The 18,121-nt window shown below is 41.9% G+C and carries 15 protein-coding genes; 9 read left to right on the top strand and 6 right to left on the bottom strand.

Features of this window, described 5'->3' with window-relative positions; translation table 11 throughout:
- Window positions 1-5 precede the first annotated feature (5 nt).
- From PSI14_RS03200 to PSI14_RS03215, 4 genes are all read left to right on the top strand, one after another.
- Window positions 6-782 carry an SDR family oxidoreductase gene (locus PSI14_RS03200; protein ID WP_273574382.1) on the top strand — a complete coding sequence of 259 codons (777 nt, stop codon included), beginning with the start codon at window positions 6-8 and terminating at the stop codon, window positions 780-782.
- A 75-nt stretch (window positions 783-857) separates the two neighbouring features.
- On the top strand, window positions 858-1,736 hold the full coding sequence (locus tag PSI14_RS03205; RefSeq protein ID WP_273574383.1) for a co-chaperone YbbN: 879 nt from the start codon (window positions 858-860) through the stop codon (window positions 1,734-1,736).
- Between the two features lie 47 nt (window positions 1,737-1,783).
- Entirely contained in the window at window positions 1,784-2,713 is a 930-nt protein-coding gene (locus tag PSI14_RS03210; RefSeq protein WP_273574384.1) for an SPFH domain-containing protein, read from the top strand.
- Between the two features lie 2 nt (window positions 2,714-2,715).
- Entirely contained in the window at window positions 2,716-3,177 is a 462-nt protein-coding gene (locus tag PSI14_RS03215; RefSeq protein WP_273574385.1) for an NfeD family protein, read from the top strand.
- Here PSI14_RS03215 and cueR read toward each other — a convergent pair.
- Window positions 3,168-3,572, bottom strand: coding sequence for a Cu(I)-responsive transcriptional regulator (cueR, locus tag PSI14_RS03220; RefSeq protein ID WP_273574386.1), 405 nt, complete (start codon window positions 3,570-3,572; stop codon window positions 3,168-3,170). The genes PSI14_RS03215 and cueR overlap by 10 nt on opposite strands.
- Before the next feature lie 79 nt (window positions 3,573-3,651).
- Here cueR and copA point away from each other — a divergent pair, with 79 nt between their 5' ends.
- From copA to ybaK, 3 genes are all read left to right on the top strand, one after another.
- Complete coding sequence (gene copA, locus PSI14_RS03225; protein ID WP_273574387.1) at window positions 3,652-6,411, top strand: copper-exporting P-type ATPase CopA; 2,760 nt, start codon at window positions 3,652-3,654, stop codon at window positions 6,409-6,411.
- 141 nt (window positions 6,412-6,552) lie between these two features.
- Window positions 6,553-7,365 carry a TraB/GumN family protein gene (locus PSI14_RS03230; RefSeq protein ID WP_273574582.1) on the top strand — a complete coding sequence of 271 codons (813 nt, stop codon included), beginning with the start codon at window positions 6,553-6,555 and terminating at the stop codon, window positions 7,363-7,365.
- Window positions 7,366-7,435: 70 nt separating this feature from the next.
- Window positions 7,436-7,912 (top strand): Cys-tRNA(Pro)/Cys-tRNA(Cys) deacylase YbaK, encoded by a 477-nt coding sequence (gene ybaK, locus PSI14_RS03235; RefSeq protein WP_273574388.1) that lies wholly within the window; start codon window positions 7,436-7,438, stop codon window positions 7,910-7,912.
- Window positions 7,913-8,205: 293 nt separating this feature from the next.
- Here ybaK and ushA read toward each other — a convergent pair whose 3' ends face one another.
- The gene (gene ushA / locus PSI14_RS03240; protein ID WP_273574389.1) at window positions 8,206-9,867 is read right to left on the bottom strand and encodes a bifunctional UDP-sugar hydrolase/5'-nucleotidase UshA; all 1,662 of its coding nucleotides are present in this window, start codon (window positions 9,865-9,867) and stop codon (window positions 8,206-8,208) included.
- 274 nt (window positions 9,868-10,141) lie between these two features.
- On the opposite strand from ushA, the gene PSI14_RS03245 reads away from it, so the two are divergent.
- The gene (locus tag PSI14_RS03245) at window positions 10,142-11,368 is read left to right on the top strand and encodes an MFS transporter (RefSeq protein WP_273574390.1); all 1,227 of its coding nucleotides are present in this window, start codon (window positions 10,142-10,144) and stop codon (window positions 11,366-11,368) included.
- A gap of 231 nt (window positions 11,369-11,599) precedes the next feature.
- Window positions 11,600-13,306, top strand: a complete 1,707-nt coding sequence (ybaL, locus tag PSI14_RS03250; RefSeq protein ID WP_273574391.1) for a YbaL family putative K(+) efflux transporter — start codon at window positions 11,600-11,602, stop codon at window positions 13,304-13,306.
- Between the two features lie 99 nt (window positions 13,307-13,405).
- Here ybaL and PSI14_RS03255 read toward each other — a convergent pair whose 3' ends face one another.
- The 4 genes from PSI14_RS03255 to adk all read right to left on the bottom strand — a co-directional run bounded on the left by PSI14_RS03255 (window position 13,406) and on the right by adk (window position 18,073).
- On the bottom strand, window positions 13,406-14,716 hold the full coding sequence (locus PSI14_RS03255; RefSeq protein ID WP_273574392.1) for an inosine/guanosine kinase: 1,311 nt from the start codon (window positions 14,714-14,716) through the stop codon (window positions 13,406-13,408).
- 218 nt (window positions 14,717-14,934) lie between these two features.
- Window positions 14,935-16,044, bottom strand: coding sequence for an LPS O-antigen length regulator Wzz(fepE) (wzz(fepE), locus tag PSI14_RS03260; protein WP_273574393.1), 1,110 nt, complete (start codon window positions 16,042-16,044; stop codon window positions 14,935-14,937).
- Window positions 16,045-16,224: 180 nt separating this feature from the next.
- Window positions 16,225-17,205, bottom strand: a complete 981-nt coding sequence (hemH, locus tag PSI14_RS03265; RefSeq protein ID WP_273574394.1) for a ferrochelatase — start codon at window positions 17,203-17,205, stop codon at window positions 16,225-16,227.
- 220 nt (window positions 17,206-17,425) lie between these two features.
- The gene (gene adk / locus PSI14_RS03270; RefSeq protein WP_273574395.1) at window positions 17,426-18,073 is read right to left on the bottom strand and encodes an adenylate kinase; all 648 of its coding nucleotides are present in this window, start codon (window positions 18,071-18,073) and stop codon (window positions 17,426-17,428) included.
- Window positions 18,074-18,121: the final 48 nt, after the last annotated feature.

Consider the following 18,121-nt stretch of genomic DNA (forward strand, 5'->3'; position numbering starts at 1 on the left):
AAGTTATGCAAAAAACAATTCTTATTACAGGATGTTCTAGTGGGATCGGCTTAGCCGCAGCCAAAATACTTCATCAACGTGGTTACCGCGTACTCGCAGCCTGCCGTAAACCCGCTGATTTAGCTCATATGCAAGAGTTGGGGTTCGAACCGATTGAATTGGACTTAGATGATAAAGAAAGTGTAGAGCGTGCAGCCAAAACAGTAATCGAATTAACCAACAGTCGTCTATTCGGGCTATTCAACAATAGTGGATTCGCTGTTTATGGCCCATTAGAAACCGTTTCACGTGAGCAGATGGAAAAACAGTTTTCCACTAATTTCTTTGGCACTCATCAACTTACCTGCTTATTACTGCCAGCCATACGTGCTTATGGTGCGGGACGAATTGTCCAAACCAGCTCTGTTATGGGATTACTTTCAACACCTGGCCGGGGTGCATATGCAGCCAGTAAATATGCCCTAGAAGCATGGTCAGATGCTTTGCGAGGGGAACTGGCAAAAACAGGCATTAAAGTCAGCCTGATAGAGCCGGGACCAATCAATACCCGTTTTACGGAGAATGTGAATCAAACGCAGCAGGATCATCCGGTCGAAAACCCAAGCCTTGCTCGCCGTTTCACACTTATGCCTGAAGATGTGGTTTCGAAACTGATTCACGCTTTGGAAAGTCCCAATCCTAAATTACGTTATTCTGTTACATTGGTAACTTACACCGTAAAAATAATGCGTCGTCTACTCCCGGAAAAATGGCTCGATAGAATCGTACGTTGGCAAAGTTAAAGAGCATTGAAAAACGTACGAACGGACCTTATTTATACATATCATCGCCTAGCAACGAACCAGAGAGAAACGTCCATGGAACCCACAGTGAATATAAACAATAATACTGCTCACATCATTAATATTGATGAATCGAATGTTGCTCAAGTTGTACAAGACTCACTCAATCAACTCGTTGTATTCTACTTCTGGTCGCCACAGGACCTACATTGCCATGAATTAGAAACAACTCTTGACAAAATAGCCCATGAATATGACGGGCAATTTACTTTGGCAAAAGTCAATTGTGGCGAACTTCCCTATCTCGCCGCACAATTTGGTGTACGTGGCTTGCCTACTGTACTGTTTGTAAAAGAAGCCCGCCCTGTTCAAGGCTTTGAAGGCATCCAAACTGATGACACTATCAGAAAAATTTTCTCCACTCTTCTGGTACAAGAAGAAAAGTCACCATTAGAACAAGTGAACGAGTTGCTTAAAGAAGGCAAGAATCTGGAAGCGTTATCTTTACTGAAAGAAGTCCACAAAGAAAATCCGCAAGATATTGAGACTACGTTATTATTGGTCGAAATAAATCTTTCACTCAATCATCTTGAAGACGCTCAAAAAATACTGGATACCATCCCATTAGAAGAACAAGATGAACGTTATCATGCGTTATTTGAACATATTAAGTCTCAGAAAGAAGCCGCAGATTCACCTGAAATTCGCCAACTGCAACAAGAGTTGGCAGCTCAACCAGAAAATGCGGAATTAGCCGTACAATTGGCGTCGGAATTACATAAAGTTGGCCGTAATGAAGAAGCCCTCGAATTGTTGTTTAGTTTTTTGAAGAAAGATCTCGCTGCTGCCGATGGCGCAGTGAAAAAAACGATGATGGATATTTTTACTACACTGGGTACTGGAGATGTACTGGCATCTAAATACCGTCGTCATGTATACTCTTTACTCTATTAGGCAAGTAAGAATTATATATTCCATAGTTAACAAATAAGGAAATTGTTATGGATTTACTCTCTTTTGGTGCTGTGCCGATTTTAATCATTATTGCTGTTGTTATTGTCTTTACCTGTGTAAAGACAATTCCACAAGGTTATCAATGGACTGTTGAGCGCTTTGGGCGCTATACCCGTACATTAACGCCTGGCCTACATATCATCATGCCGTTTGTTGATCGTATCGGCCGTAAAATCAATATGATGGAGCAGGTTCTGGATATCCCATCGCAGGAAGTCATTTCTCGCGATAACGCTAATGTCACCATTGACGCTGTCTGCTTTATTCAGGTTGTCGATCCAGTACGTGCAGCCTATGAAGTCAGTAATCTGGAACTGTCCATCATTAATCTGACAATGACTAACTTCCGTACCGTGTTGGGTTCTATGGAACTGGACGAAATGCTGTCCCAACGCGATTCCATCAACAGCCGACTACTGACAATCGTCGATGAAGCCACTAACCCGTGGGGTGTAAAAATCACGCGTATTGAGATCCGCGATGTACGTCCACCTAAGGAATTGATCTCCGCAATGAACGCTCAGATGAAAGCAGAGCGTACTAAACGGGCAGATATTCTTGAGGCAGAAGGTATTCGCCAGGCAGCTATTCTGAAAGCTGAAGGGGAAAAACAGTCACAAATCCTGAAAGCAGAGGGTGAGCGGCAGTCAGCCTTCCTGCAAGCGGAAGCCCGTGAACGAGCCGCAGAAGCAGAAGCTCGTGCAACCAAAATGGTTTCTGACGCTATTGCTGATGGCGATATGCAGGCAATCAATTACTTTATTGCCCAAAAATATACTGATGCCCTCACCAACATTGGTGCCTCAAATAACAGCAAAGTTATTATGATGCCACTGGAAGCCAGCAATTTGATGGGAGCCATTGGCGGTATTGCTGAATTAATTGGCGAAAGCAAGAAAAGCAAACAGGATAAATAGTCATGATTGAACAGATCGCCACTCAGCCAGCTTGGTTCTGGCTCTGTTTTGGTGGACTGCTTCTGATTGCGGAATTGCTGGGAACGGCAGGATATCTATTGTGGACAGGAACTGCAGCCATCGTTATTGCCCTGATCACATGGATTTTTCCTAACATGGGCTGGGAACTGCAAGGTATTCTGTTTGCTGTTCTGACCTTGCTTTCTGCTATTGCATGGCGTAGCTGGCTACGCCATCGCCCCCGCAAGGCTAATGATAAAATTCTCAATCAGAAAAATCACCAGTTGATTGGACTTCGTACCCATTTAATCACGAATACCGAAAATGGTTTTGGGCGAGTCAAACTGGCCGATGGTAGTTGGCGCGTTCACTGTGACCGAGAACTTCCCGCCAATACGGAAGTTGAGGTCATCGCTGTTGACGGAATCACATTGAAGGTGAGGCCTATTTCCCGTCAAACGTGATGTTTACAGCAGCCAGATAAATGCTCAATGATGGGGCAATCAGCTCCATCATCTCCCGGACATTCAGCCACCAATGCCAGTAGTTTTTTCTTGATTTTTTGCAATTCCAAAATCGTTTTTTCTATTTCTGCCACTTTTTGCTGAGTCGCCGTTTTTACATCCGCACTGTGGCGACTAGGATTGCGAAATAATCGCAATAATTCACGACACTCCTCCAACGTAAATCCGACTTCTTTTGCCTGACGCAAAAGTATCAGCTCATCAATATGCTTTTGCCGATAATAACGATAGCCATTACCTCCCCGCTCCGGCGCAGTAATAAGATCTTTTTCTTCATAAAATCGAATCGCTTTGCTGGTTAAACCTGTCTTACTGGCAATTTCACTGATATTCATAATTCCCCCTTGACCTTCCCCTTGCAGGAAGGTTTAGCCTTAATGATAAGTATATCACTCTGTATCAGGAGATATTGTTATGTCCACAACCACCATTCTGGCACTTCAAGGCTTAACTTGTATGCATTGTGTCAACAGGGTCAAAAAAGCTCTGGAAAAAATTCCCGGCATCGAACTGGCAGATGTAAGTCTGAATTATGCCAAAATTATCAGTAATGTTTCATCTGATGAATTGATTGCCACCATTGTTGCCGAAAATTATAAAGCCACTGTTGCCACTCAACCAGATATTGAATTGCAGTTGTCAGGTTTAAGCTGCATGAAATGTGCAGGTAAGACTCAAAAAGCATTAGAAACTGTGGAAGGTGTTATCGCGACTGAAGTTGATACCCAAACAGCAAAAATCTATGGCAAAGCAGAGAGCAGTGCGTTAATTCATGCGGTTGAACAAGCCGGATACCACGCCGAATTAGCAGCAGAGGTAGATTCCCCAAAAAATAAGCCGCTGACAACACAAGTTCCACAGACTCCGGAGTCCCTGGCAGCGGCAACCCATTCGACTCCGATAGAGACAGTCCCTGTTGGTCACAGCAACAAAAATGATGCAAATGATAATGACAGCAATAATGACAGCATTCAGCTTTTGCTGGATGGCATGAGCTGTGCAAGCTGTGTCAGCAAAGTGCAAAAAGCTCTGCAATCTGTTGATGGCGTGGAACATGCCAGAGTCAATCTCGCGGAAAGAAGCGCATTAGTCACAGGTCATGTATCACCAAACGCCTTAATTGAAGCCGTTATCAAGGCTGGTTATGGTGCGGAAGTCATTCAGGATGAAACTGAACGCCGTGAGCGCCAACAACAAGTGGCACAAGCTAATATGCGGCGCTTTCGCTGGCAATCAGCCCTTGCGTTAGTGGTCGGGATACCTGTCATGGTGTGGGGAATGATAGGTGATAATATGATACTTACACCTTCAAACCACACTATTTGGCTAACTATTGGTTTGTTGACACTGGTTGTAATGGTATTTGCCGGCGGACATTTTTATCGCAATGCGTGGCAAAGCCTAAAAAATGGCAGTGCGACAATGGATACCCTTGTCGCTCTGGGTACTGGTGCAGCATGGCTTTATTCAATTAGTGTGAATTTGTGGCCAGAGATTTTTCCTCCCCAAGCCCGTCATCTTTATTATGAAGCCAGTGCCATGATCATTGGTTTGATCAATCTCGGCCATGCATTAGAACAACGTGCCCGTCAACGCTCTTCCAAAGCTCTTGAGCGATTGTTGGACTTAACGCCGCCAACAGCACGGGTGGTTACCGCTGAAGGCGAAAAAACACTGCCGCTGGCAGGTGTTATGCCCGATATGATATTGCGCCTGACAACAGGAGATCGTGTTCCGGTCGATGGTGACATTATTCAGGGTACAGTTTGGCTGGATGAAGCCATGCTGACAGGTGAACCCATTCCTCAACAAAAATCTATCGACGATACCGTCCATGCTGGCACGGTAGTTCAAGATGGCACGGTACTGTTTAAAGCCAATGCGGTTGGTAGCCAAACGACATTAGCGCGCATCATCAAATTAGTTCGTCAGGCACAAAGCAGTAAACCTGAGATTGGTCAATTGGCAGACAAAATATCATCAATATTTGTGCCTATCGTCGTTGCTATCGCCCTGATTGCTGGCGCTCTCTGGTATTTTATCGGCCCTGCCCCACAAATCATGTACGCGCTGGTCATCATGACTACAGTCTTAATTATCGCCTGTCCTTGCGCTCTTGGGCTGGCAACCCCCATGTCCATTATCTCAGGAGTGGGACGAGCCGCCGAATTAGGTGTATTAGTGCGTGATGCTGATGCCCTGCAACATGCCAGCCAACTGGATACCATTGTCTTTGATAAAACCGGCACCTTAACTGAAGGTATGCCACAAGTAACTGAGATCCATATTTTCAATGGTTTCACCGAAGAACAAGTATTGATATGGGCGGGTGCATTGGAAAGCGGCTCGAATCATCCTCTGGCAAAAGCCATTTTGATGAAAGTTGAAGGACAACAATTACCAGAAGTGCAAACATTCCGTACACTCGCAGGACTCGGTGTTAAGGGGGAAATTGGGGATATCACCCTGTTATTGGGTAATCAAAAATTACTTGAGCAACATCAGATTGATATAGCGGAATTAAAGCCATTAGTGGTGGCACAGGCAGAAAAAGGCATAACTCCTGTCATTCTGTCAGCCAATGGGAAAATCGCCGCCCTGTTTTCTATCCGCGATCCCTTGCGTCAAGATACTGTTTCTGCCTTGCAGCGCTTACATCACCAAGGCTATCGTTTGGTCATGCTGACAGGGGATAACCCCACCACAGCAAATGCTATCGCTAAAGAAGCTGGCATTGACCACGTCATAGCTGGTGTTTTACCTGATGGCAAAGCAACAGCCATTCAATCCCTTCAATCAGAAGGCAGGAAAGTGGCGATGATCGGTGATGGCATTAATGATGCACCTGCATTGGCACAAGCGGATGTTGGCATCGCAATGGGAAGTGGCAGTGATATCGCCATAGAAACCGCAACCATTACCCTTATGCGCCATAGCCTGCACGGAGTTGCTGATGCAGTTGAATTATCCCGAGGCACATTGCGCAATATGAAACAGAACCTATTTGGAGCATTTGTCTACAATACCTTGGGCATCCCAATTGCAGCCGGTATTTTGTACCCTCTTACTGGGACTTTATTAAACCCTGTAGTTGCCGGTGCAGCCATGGCATTGTCTTCAATTACTGTCGTGAGTAACGCCAATCGCTTATTGCGCTTCAAGCCTAAATCCTGACATAACATTCGGGCAGTTATATTGCATCCATGAAAAGCTAAATATATTCCGTTTAGCTTTTCATCCCGCACTTTTCCCCCTTTCTTGTTAACCATTAACAGGTTAGCATACCGCTCAATGCCAACTATTAGAGTATGCAGCATGGGAAAATTAATGACATATTTCAGTAAGATATTGGGACTCAACTCCCAAAGGCATTATCCCTATCCTGCCGTCGACATCACGTTAAATAAAAACAAACAATTGCATATTGTTGGCAGTATTCATATGGGTACAAAAAACATGTACCCGCTTTCTGAAGTATTGTTGGAACAACTAGAGCTAGTGGACGCTCTTATTGTCGAGGCAGATATCACTCAAGCGGTTTCCCCTTTCCAGGAAACGTTTTCGGAGCAGATTGAGCTATCACAACGTTTATCTCCCGAACATTTTGTCTGTTTACAGCGTTATTGCCGAGAAATCCAACATCCTGTCACACTGCTGGATCCATTGCCATCATGGCAAGTTGCATTGATATTACAGGCTGCCCAAGCCCAGTATTTGGGATTGCGCCCTCAATATGGTATCGATTGCCAATTACTGAACAGTGCAAAAACCATCAATAAACCCATCATTGAGTTGGAAGGAACCGATGCACAAGTCGGTCTTCTCATCAATCTGCCAAATGGAGGGCTTTCTTTGTTGGAAGATACTATCACCCATTGGCACACCAATGCGCGCGCGTTACAGACTATGATTAGTTGGTGGATGAATTACAGACCTGAGAAACAGAATCAGGTACTACCGATGACATTCTGCGAAGAAATTTACCAAACCTTAATGACTGAAAGAAACCGCCAATGGAGTGAGCAATTACATCGCTTACCAGCAGGGAAATATTTGGTTGCTGTAGGCGCATTGCATCTTCATGGGGAAAACAATTTAGGGCAAATGCTGGCAAGGTCGCAGGAATAACAACCTATTCATCTGCTTCATTTTGAAAAAATCATTACCGATAAATAGTTACAAATAAACAGGTACAAATATGACTCCCGCTATCGTTTTACTGGAAAAACAAAAAATAAATTTCAAACTCCACTCTTATGAACATGATGTGAATGAACATAATTTCGGTGATGAAGTGGTTAACAAACTCGGTTTAGATGCCAGACAGGTTTTTAAGACGCTATTAATTTCATTGAACGGCGATCCTAAAAACCTTGCTGTCGCCGTTACACCTGTTTCTGGGCAACTCGATTTGAAAAAAGTAGCCAAAGTTTTCAAGGCAAAAAAAGCAGATATGGCCGATCCTCAGCAGGCACAAAAGGTAACAGGTTATTTAGTCGGGGGAATTAGCCCGTTGGGACAGAAAAAACGTCTACCTACCGTTATTGATAGCCAAGCTCAACATTTACTGACTTTATTTATTTCTGGTGGCAAACGTGGATTAGATATTGAATTGTCCCCCACAGATTTATGCCAACTGCTTAACTGTTCATTTGCTGACATTGCTAAATTTTGAAACTAAATTGCAACCCTTACTAATTTTTTCGAGCCGACTCTGTTTTCTTTAAAGCAGCGCTTTGTGATAAATAATAATACCGATATACTTTTATCACAGAGATAAAATTATTAATTACCATTTCAATTAACTTATTTAATAATTAAATTATTATTCAGTTTCAACCGACCCGATTTAGATTATGTATAACACGCCTTACAGCTAATAAATAAAAGACCATCTGAAAATAAGATGGTCTTTTTATGTGGGTAACTAGTTATGTGAGTAACTAGCAGCAATCCATTAATTAGTTGTTATTGCTTATATGAAATTTCACCCTTCGGCTCATAATCAGAGGTTTTCAATGGAGAATGTTTCTCAATATACCCTTTCAATACCTCAGCATCAATGAAACCCGTATCAACGTAACCAGGCAAATTATCAATCCGTGGATAACCATCTCCTCCAATCGCATTGAAATTCAACGTTGCCATACGATAAGTTTTATTTGGATCTAATGGGTTACCGCCAATTTTTACATCACGGATATTCTTACCATCCATTACAAAACTAACATTATAAAACTGTCCATAAGCACCAGAATCCTTTTCCATATTTGCAACAGCTTTCAAATATGGTAGAACTTCGCTACCTTTGAAATCCACATAAACCAGCTGGTTAGCAAATGGATGAACTTTCAGGACATCTTTGTAAGTAATATTACCCGGTTCAATTGAATCACGAATTCCGCCACCACTCATCACTGCAAAGTCAGCATTTGTTCGTTCCATCTGAGCAGCCAATACAAGATGTGCCATATTTGTTTGAACGAAACGTACTTTACTGCGATCACCTTCCAATTTGTTATCTACAAAACCCACTTTCACACTAAGTTTCCGGCTGCCCTTATCTTGATAAGGTGTCAACAATTTGAGCATTTCAGGGCTTTGCTGAATTTCATGCGTATAGTAAACACGTTCCGTGCTGCCATCTTCTTTTGTCACTTTTTTCTTTAGGTTAATGGGGATCAACTGGTAATGAACCAGCTTGAATTCACCATTACGGAATTGAAAATCAGCACGACCCACATATTTCCCCCATTCGTGGGCTTGAACAATCCAAGTACCATTTTGGCGATCTGGGGAACAAGGTGTGCCCGGAACATAATCCACTTGTTTATAGTTTTTATTTTCTGCCGACATACATACCGGATCTTGTGAGTGACCACCCACAATCATATCCAGATAACCCGCTGGCAAACTGCGCGCCATTTCAACATCTCCCGGTGCATTAGTGCCATGATAACCATCGTTATAATGCCCCATATGGGTTGCCGCAATAATCACATCCGGTTTTTCATTCTTTTTCAGCTCTTCAATAACTTTTTTGGCTTCTTTTGCAGGAACGCGGAATTCAACATCTGGAAAATTAGCGGGATTGCCTATTTTCACTGTATCATCAGTAGTCAGGCCAAGAACTGCAATTTTCACACCTTGCTTATCAAACATGACATATGGCTTAAATAAACGCTTGCCTGTGCTGGTTTGATAAATATTGGCAGATAAAAATGGGAAATTTACCCATTTTTGTTGCTGTTTCAATATATTCAATGGCTTATCAAATTCGTGATTCCCCAATGCCATTGCGTCATACCCTACAAGATTCATGCCCTTGAAATCTGGCTCAGCATCTTGCATATCTGATTCCGGTACGCCTGTGTTAATGTCACCACCAGACAATAACAATACGCTGCCTCCTTTCTTAGCAACCTCCTGCCTAATGGAATCTACTACCGTTTTTTGGGCCGCCAAACCATATTCACCATGATCGTTATGCCAGAAATGACCGTGATGATCGTTAGTATGCAAAATTGTAATGTCATAAGTTTTATCTTTTTCCCAAGCGTTTGCAATTAATGGTACTAATGACAAAGAAACAGCAAAAGCACATACTGATGCTTTAAACGATAGTTTCATGGGGTATCTCCATGTTATTTAAAATTCTATTGGTTATAGTCCCCAAATAGGGTGTGAAAAATGGCATACATACCACATTTTTCTAATCAGGATTACATAATTGTGTCATTAAATAATGCCTTCTTTCACCTTTTTGAGATAGCAGTCAAATTATACCGATATGAATAAAATTTTTGTTAGCTATCGAAAATTTATTATGGTGTAAAAAATTCATCAGAAATCAAACTGATCGATTAAATTTTCCCCTATAAAAAATATTGAGAAGCGAATAAATATGAGTGAAAAAAGTAAAACAGCGCCTTTACCAACCTCATCAACAAAAACACATCGGACAGTTTTTTCAATTCTCGGTGCCATCAGCTTATCCCATATGCTGAATGATATGATTCAATCGTTGATTCTGGCAATTTATCCACTTCTGCAATCTGAATTTACGCTCAGTTTCATTCAGATTGGTATGATAACTTTGACTTATCAGATAACAGCATCTTTATTGCAACCCCTCATCGGTTGGTACACGGATAAATATCCGCAGCCCTATTCATTGCCTATCGGTATGGGATTTACTTTATCTGGTTTACTCCTACTCGCTTATGCTGAAAGTTTTTCAATTATATTAATGGCTGCCGCCCTAGTCGGTACAGGTTCATCTGTTTTTCATCCAGAATCGTCACGAGTCGCACGCATGGCTTCAGGTGGGCGCCATGGACTGGCGCAATCATTATTTCAAGTCGGAGGAAATTTAGGAAGTTCACTGGGACCACTACTGGCAGCTATTTTCATTGCGCCTTACGGCAAGGGAAATGTCGGTTGGTTTTCTCTGGCAGCACTATTGGCTATCGTAATTCTTTTGCAAATCAGCCAGTGGTATAAGATGCAACATCAAGCCATAACTCCCTTGTCTTCTCGAGCCACTTCCCTACCAAGCCTGCCTAGAAAAACTGTCATAAATTCTTTTGCTATACTTTTATTACTGATTTTCTCCAAATACTTTTACCTAACCAGTATCAGTAGCTACTATACATTTTACTTAATACAGAAATTTGGCGTGTCAGTGCAAAACGCCCAAATCCACCTATTTGTCTTCTTGTTTTCTGTAGCGGCAGGTACTCTAATTGGGGGACCTATTGGGGATAGGATAGGCAGGAAATATGTCATTTGGGGTTCAATTCTTGGCGTTGCGCCTTTCACCCTGATGTTACCTTATGCATCCTTATTTTGGACAAGCATACTAACGGTTATTATCGGCATAATATTGGCATCCGCATTTTCTGCTATTTTAGTTTATGCTCAGGAACTCATTCCCGGTAAAACAGGCATGATTGCAGGTTTATTCTTTGGTCTGGCCTTTGGTATGGGGGGGATTGGGGCTGCTGTGCTTGGCTATGTCGCGGATAAGACCAGTATAGAATGGGTTTACAAAATCTGTGCTTTTTTACCACTTATTGGCTTTTTTACTCTATTACTGCCAAATATAGAAAATAAAAACCAAAAAAAATAATAAAATCAACATATAGTAATCACTATTCTTACATCATATACCTTTTGTAAACAAGCGTAAATAATGATAATATCCACATAAAATTACATTAAAATACCATTTATATAGATCATTCTCATTTTCATCGATCAAGATGTTTTTTAGCAGCCTTATCGCTGATTACTTATAAAACATATTATTACCTCATATAACTATATAATTTATTATATTCGCTACCCAGAAGGAGCCTTGATGGAGCATTCGACACCTCTTATCACGACCATTGTTGGCGGCTTTGTTCTCGCCTATCTGCTTGGCATGCTTGCACAGCGCCTGAAAATCTCACCTCTGGTAGGATACCTTGTAGCAGGTGTACTAGCGGGTCCCTTTACACCAGGTTTCATTGCCGATACGTCTTTGGCTCCAGAACTTTCAGAGATTGGCGTGATTTTATTGATGTTTGGTGTCGGTCTACATTTTTCACTTAAAGATTTGTTAGCCGTTAAATCCATTGCCATTCCTGGTGCAATCGCCCAAATTGCAGTTGCAACTTTATTAGGTGCAGGTTTATCGGCACTACTTGGCTGGGGATTATTAAGCGGCATTGTTTTTGGCCTTTGTCTGTCCACCGCCAGCACAGTAGTATTGCTCCGGTCATTAGAAGAACGGCAACTCATTGATAGCCAAAGAGGACAAATTGCCATTGGTTGGTTAATTGTTGAAGATCTGGCAATGGTGCTGGCGTTGGTGTTACTCCCAGCAGTAGCGGGTATTCTGGATAACCAGAATGCAAACCTTGGTCAATTACTATTAAAGCTATCGATCACAATTGGAAAAGTCATTGCTTTTATTTTATTGATGATTTTCGTCGGACGGCGTGTCATTCCTTGGTTACTGGCGAAAACAGCAGGAACAGGCTCCCGTGAATTATTCACGCTGGCTGTACTTGCCATTGCATTAGGTGTTGCTTATGGTGCTGTGACACTATTTGATGCTTCATTTGCTCTCGGTGCATTCTTCGCGGGGATGGTTCTGAATGAATCAGAATTGAGCCACCGGGCAGCTCAAGATACTTTGCCTTTACGAGACGCTTTCGCGGTTCTTTTCTTTGTTTCCGTTGGAATGCTATTTGATCCTATGGTTCTGCTCCAGCAGCCTCTGGCTATTTTAGGAACTCTTACCATTATTATTATTGGCAAATCGTTGGCTGCCATGATACTGGTCAAAATGTTTGGGCATTCACGCCGTACAGCTCTCACTATCTCTGTCAGCCTTGCCCAAATTGGTGAGTTTGCCTTCATTCTCGCAGGACTCGGTGTCACACTGGGGTTCTTGAATGGAGAAGCCCGTAATCTTGTATTGGCTAGTGCTATCATTTCAATTATGTTGAATCCTCTTCTATTCAGTTTACTGGATCGTTACTTGGAAAAAACAGAAACCATTGAAGAACAATTACTCGAAGAAACACTGGAAGAAGAAACCCAAATCCCTGTCAATATTTGTGGTCATGCTATTGTGGTAGGCTATGGTCGAGTGGGCCGCCAGCTTTGCCAACGTTTACAAGAAAGAAACTTCCCAGTTGTGGTCATTGAAGATACACGTGCCCGATTTGAAGAAATAGGCGAAATGGGTATCAGCGCAATAATAGGTAACGCTGCCAATAAAGAGATCATGGCTCTGGCACGGCTTGATTGTGCTTGTACGTTATTCCTGACAATCCCCAACGGTTACGAAGCGGGTGAAATTGTCGCGAATGCCAGAGAAATCAGGCCAGATATCAATATCATTGTTCGAGCCCATTATGATGACGAAGTCACCTACATTAAAGAGCGTGGCACTAGCCATATCATCATTGGTGAACATGAGATAGCACGAGCAATGGCTGATGTACTGCCTGAATATGAGGAAGGTTGCCCGATAGAACCGCCATCATTACCTTCACCAACAGCTCCAGCATAAATGTAACTTGTAACTAAGGAATATCCCCATAATTTGGGGATATTCCAATAAAACAGTTAAGGCGATATTTCAGATTACCATAATTTCAGGCTACCAAAATCAACGCTCCCAGTAAGACTCTTCCAGGCTATCCTCTTTCTCCGGCAACCCTCGAGTCAGGCGCGGAGAATGCTGACTCAATACCTGATAACTCACTCTGTTGGCGTATTTGCATACCTGAGCCAAAGAAGAATAGGTTAAGTAAGAACGCATATGCTTACTGGAGTTCGGCACATTCATGCGATGATAGCTATTAGCAGTAATATCATGCAGTAATGCAGATAATGCGCCATCTCCAGCACCATTGGTATTCATGATTTTTTCAGGCCCTCCCATATAAGGTTCAATATGGGAATAGACCCGCATTGAATTCTGACAATCCACTTTACGCATTGCACGACTGAACTCATAACGGTTAAACTCCGCAATCGCACCAGGCAACAATGGATGCGTCGTTTGGCGCTTGTATTCCTCCTCAGTGTAACCCGCCATATACAATCCAGCAGGCCCAGCGGTACACAACACCAAATCCACCCAATCTAGCGCCTTGTCAGCCGCTAACAAAGGATCACTGAAACCTGTCAATTCATGAGCTTCATCTTCATTCATTGCAACAACAGAAATATTTTCAGCCAGAAAATCACGCCACCATTGTGGATCATCAGCAATGACGTATTTTGTTCCTAACGTCAATACAACAGGTACGTTATATTTCTTCGCATACTCAATCGCTTTCATCGTCGCTTCCGGCATTGGCTCACCCGGTTTACAGCGCACGAGATAAGCGGTGATGACCAAAGCTGATGCTTCCGCAATAATGTGTTCGGGAATACTTTCTGGATGAAGCTGATTCATTAAACCAGGGCTGATAGCAAACGTTCTTTCACCATTTTCCGTCACTAAGGTAAAACAGCGACCGATTGAACCATCAACACCCTGAAGGTGATTTAAATCCATACGGCTGGATGTATTACAAAGATAGCAATACGCATAACTTCCTATTTGGATGTTATTACACATGGTGCCAAGCAATACGGATTTATCGTCAGCCAGAACAGAATAATTGTGCAAGGTGTTACCGATAGTTCCCCCTGCAAATTCGTGGCTGATTAGATTCTTGTCTGTCAGTTCCTTGTAGAGTGCCTCAGCCACATCATCTTCAATGACTAAAGAATGTCCCTGGCTCAAGTTATAACGTTGGATAAAATCTTCATCAACTTTGGCTTCAATATCAACCAGTGTCTGATCAATGCCAACAATATAGGCTCGATTATTTTCAGTATCCATCATCTCTTTGATAGGTTGAAGCAGAGGATCTCTTAAACTGACAGGAAAATAGTGTTTAGATTTACGTTTACCAGGGAATTTCATAATTAATTGCTGATATAGAGCCAAAATATGCAGCATATTAGCATAATACAGTGTGTCACAATACAATGTGTCACAATACAGTGTGTCGCAATACTGGAGCAAAACAAAAACACGGCGACAAAAATAAAGACAGCCAATGCTATTACAACATTGGCTGTCGAAACATCAGCTATCAGAACATTATCTATGACGAATCATTTCATTGGCTTTAAATAATATTAAGCCTCTTGTTTCTGGCGACTACGTACCATGTAGCGCAGAAGAACATACATAATGGATAAAATAAATCCAATGAAACCTGCTCCAATCAAAATCAACAAACGCTTAGGTGAGTCTTTTGAAGTTGGTTCGTAAGGTTCCTGCATATACTTGAATGGTACGAAATCAACCTTATCAATATTCACTTTTTCCAAACTTTTGATATATAGCTGACGGTTACGCATATCTGCATCAATTTTAGCTGGATCAGTGATTTCTTCAGTAATCTGTAACTTACGTTGCAATGCATCAGAACCCAATGCGATCGAATAATCCGGATCATCCTTGATCATAGCTCCACCATTCGATACAGGTTTTTTGACGCCGGCAGAATTAGCAATAGAAATCGCATACTTCAATCGCTCAATATCCACATTGCGCAAATTGTCGGCACGAAACAAATCGAGAGCATAAAGCTTTTGCGAGTAGACCAACTTCTGATGAACCATATCATTCAGCTCATCTTTCACTTGATCACGAACCACTGAAGAGACAAATTTGATATAGCCATTTAATAGATTGTAAGCATCTTTTGCATTATCAGCACTGGAAGAGAGAATCGCTTCATCAATATCGTTATCTTTATCTTTCTTAGGTAAAGATATGGTAATGTTTTTATTGACTATTTGCTCGATCAATTTTCTTTGCTCTAGGCCGGACCCCTCATGATTCTTAGCTGGCAAGGCCTTAAAGTAATCTGTACTAACCAAATATTCTTCACGCAATACACGTGAGTTATAGTTTTCGATAAATCGTTTATACAACGACTCTTCGCTCAATTTTGGCTCAAGATTCAGAACCTGCAAATCTGTTAACACATTTTTTAATGGCTGAAACTCTTCCAGCCCTGGTTGCACCACGGCAGCTGTACTGGTCCATTTTTGGGGTAAAAATGATGCAATACCGAAACCAATAATTGCAAAAACGAAAGAGATCGCAATGATCAAATATTTTGATTGGAAGAGCACAGAGAATAGTTCAAACAAATCAATTTCATCTTCCTTTGCTGGATGATAATAATTTGAATGCTCTTCGTAAAAATCGGGGTGCTTAATAGGTTTATTACTCATTATCTATATGTCCAATCCAAATAATTTTGATTTTCATTGATACGCAAGCCCTTTCTCCCGCTTACCGTACTCATTGGTTTAAAAACCGTACCCTTAAAAACCACATCCTTAAAAATCATATAACTATCAATGCCTGCCACTCACTATGTGTGATTATGTCCCATAACAAGCAGTTGCAAGTTATTTCATAACATTAGTTACCAATTGTGCAAGCAACGAAATGTGGGCTTCATTATCATTAAGTGCGGAGATATATTCAAACTTTTTCCCACCAGCACCCAAAAAGATAATTTTATTCTGTTGCTCAATCTCTTCCAATGTTTCCAAGCAATCTGATGCAAACCCCGGACACACTACTTGAACATGTTCCACACCCTGGCTTGGCAATGATGCCATTGTTTTATCCGTATAAGGAGATAACCACGGTAAGCGACCAAAACGTGACTGATATGTCATCATAATTTTATCTGTTGGATAATCCAGTGCCTGGCTCAACAGTTCAGTCGTAGCCTGACAATCTTGTGGATAAATATCCCCCATCTTTGCCAAACGTTCAGGAATACCATGATAGGAAATAATTAAACGATCAGGCTGACCATGTTTTTCAAAACTCTGCTCAATGGTTTCCTTTAATGCTGCAATATAGGCAGGATGTGTGGCATAACTACGGACAAAATATAAGGTAGGAATTGTCCGGTATCTCCGCAATATTTTACTGATACTGTCAAAAACCGCTGCCGAAGTAGTACTGGAGTATTGAGGATAAAGTGGCAATATAATGAGATCATCAATGCCTTGTTGCAGTAAAGCATCTACTGCCTGAGGCAAAGAGGGAGAGCCGTAAGTCATTCCCAAAACAACAGGGATATCCACCAATTTTTCGTTCAATAGCTTTTCCCCCAGCAATTTCTGCTGACGGCGGCTATAAATTAATAAAGGGGAACCTTCTTCCATCCAAATTTCTTGATAAAGCTTAGCAACACGAGAAGAACGGAAAGGAAGAATAAAACCATTCAATATAGGTTTCCAAATAAATGGAGGGATATCAACGACTCTTCTGTCACTCAGAAACTTTGCCAGATAACATCTTATTGCTGCTGGTGTTGGTGCATCAGGTGTACCAAGGTTCACCAATAGGACACCATACTTCTTGCTACTCATTCCTCATAGCTCCATTAAAATGACTGACAATCCAGTATAAAACATGAATGATAGTCACATGTAACATTTCATGGAGCGAATTTCTCATACAGATGTACAAACTACAAAAAGCCAGACGGTAGCAGACCACCTGTTTCTAACAATTCGAGATGTATCCCCTTCATATTTCAGGCAAAGACCTGAAACAATTTGGGGGATAATCATTCAAGGATACACTAAATCATTCGCCCAGAATGTTAGCCAGTTCTGCGCTAACTTCCGCTACTTGACGAGTACCATCAAGTTTGAAGTATTCTGTGTTACTAGCCTGTGCTTCTTTCTGGTAGTAAGAAACTAAAGGTGCAGTTTGTGTGTGGTATTCGACCAGACGTTTACGAACCGTATCTTCCTGATCATCTTTACGAGTAGTCAGTTCTTCGCCAGTGGCATCATCTTTGTTTTCCACTTTCGGTGGATTGAATTTGATGTGATAAACACGACCGGATGGTGCATGTACACGACGACCAATAATACGTTCAACGATGATTTCATCAGGAACATCAAATTCCAGGACATAATCGACTTTGATACCCGCTTCTTTCATGGCATCAGCCTGAGGAATGGTACGCGGGAACCCATCCAACAAGAAGCCATTGTGGCAGTCATCTTGTTTGATGCGCTCTTTCACCAAAGCAATGACCAACTCATCAGTCACCAGCTGGCCATTATCCATCAACTCTTTTGCTTGTAAACCCAATTCGCTGCCAGCTTTTACTGCGGCACGCAGCATGTCACCAGTCGAAATTTGGGGGATCCCATATTTCTCCATGATAAATTGTGCCTGAGTCCCCTTACCGGCGCCTGGTGCGCCCAGCAGAATAATACGCATTGCGTAAATCCCCTTGCTATTTGCTTTTCGTATTTTAAAAAAAACGTA

It is taken from the genome of Xenorhabdus anantnagensis (assembly GCF_028598555.1).
In the GTDB taxonomy this organism is placed as follows: domain Bacteria; phylum Pseudomonadota; class Gammaproteobacteria; order Enterobacterales; family Enterobacteriaceae; genus Xenorhabdus; species Xenorhabdus anantnagensis.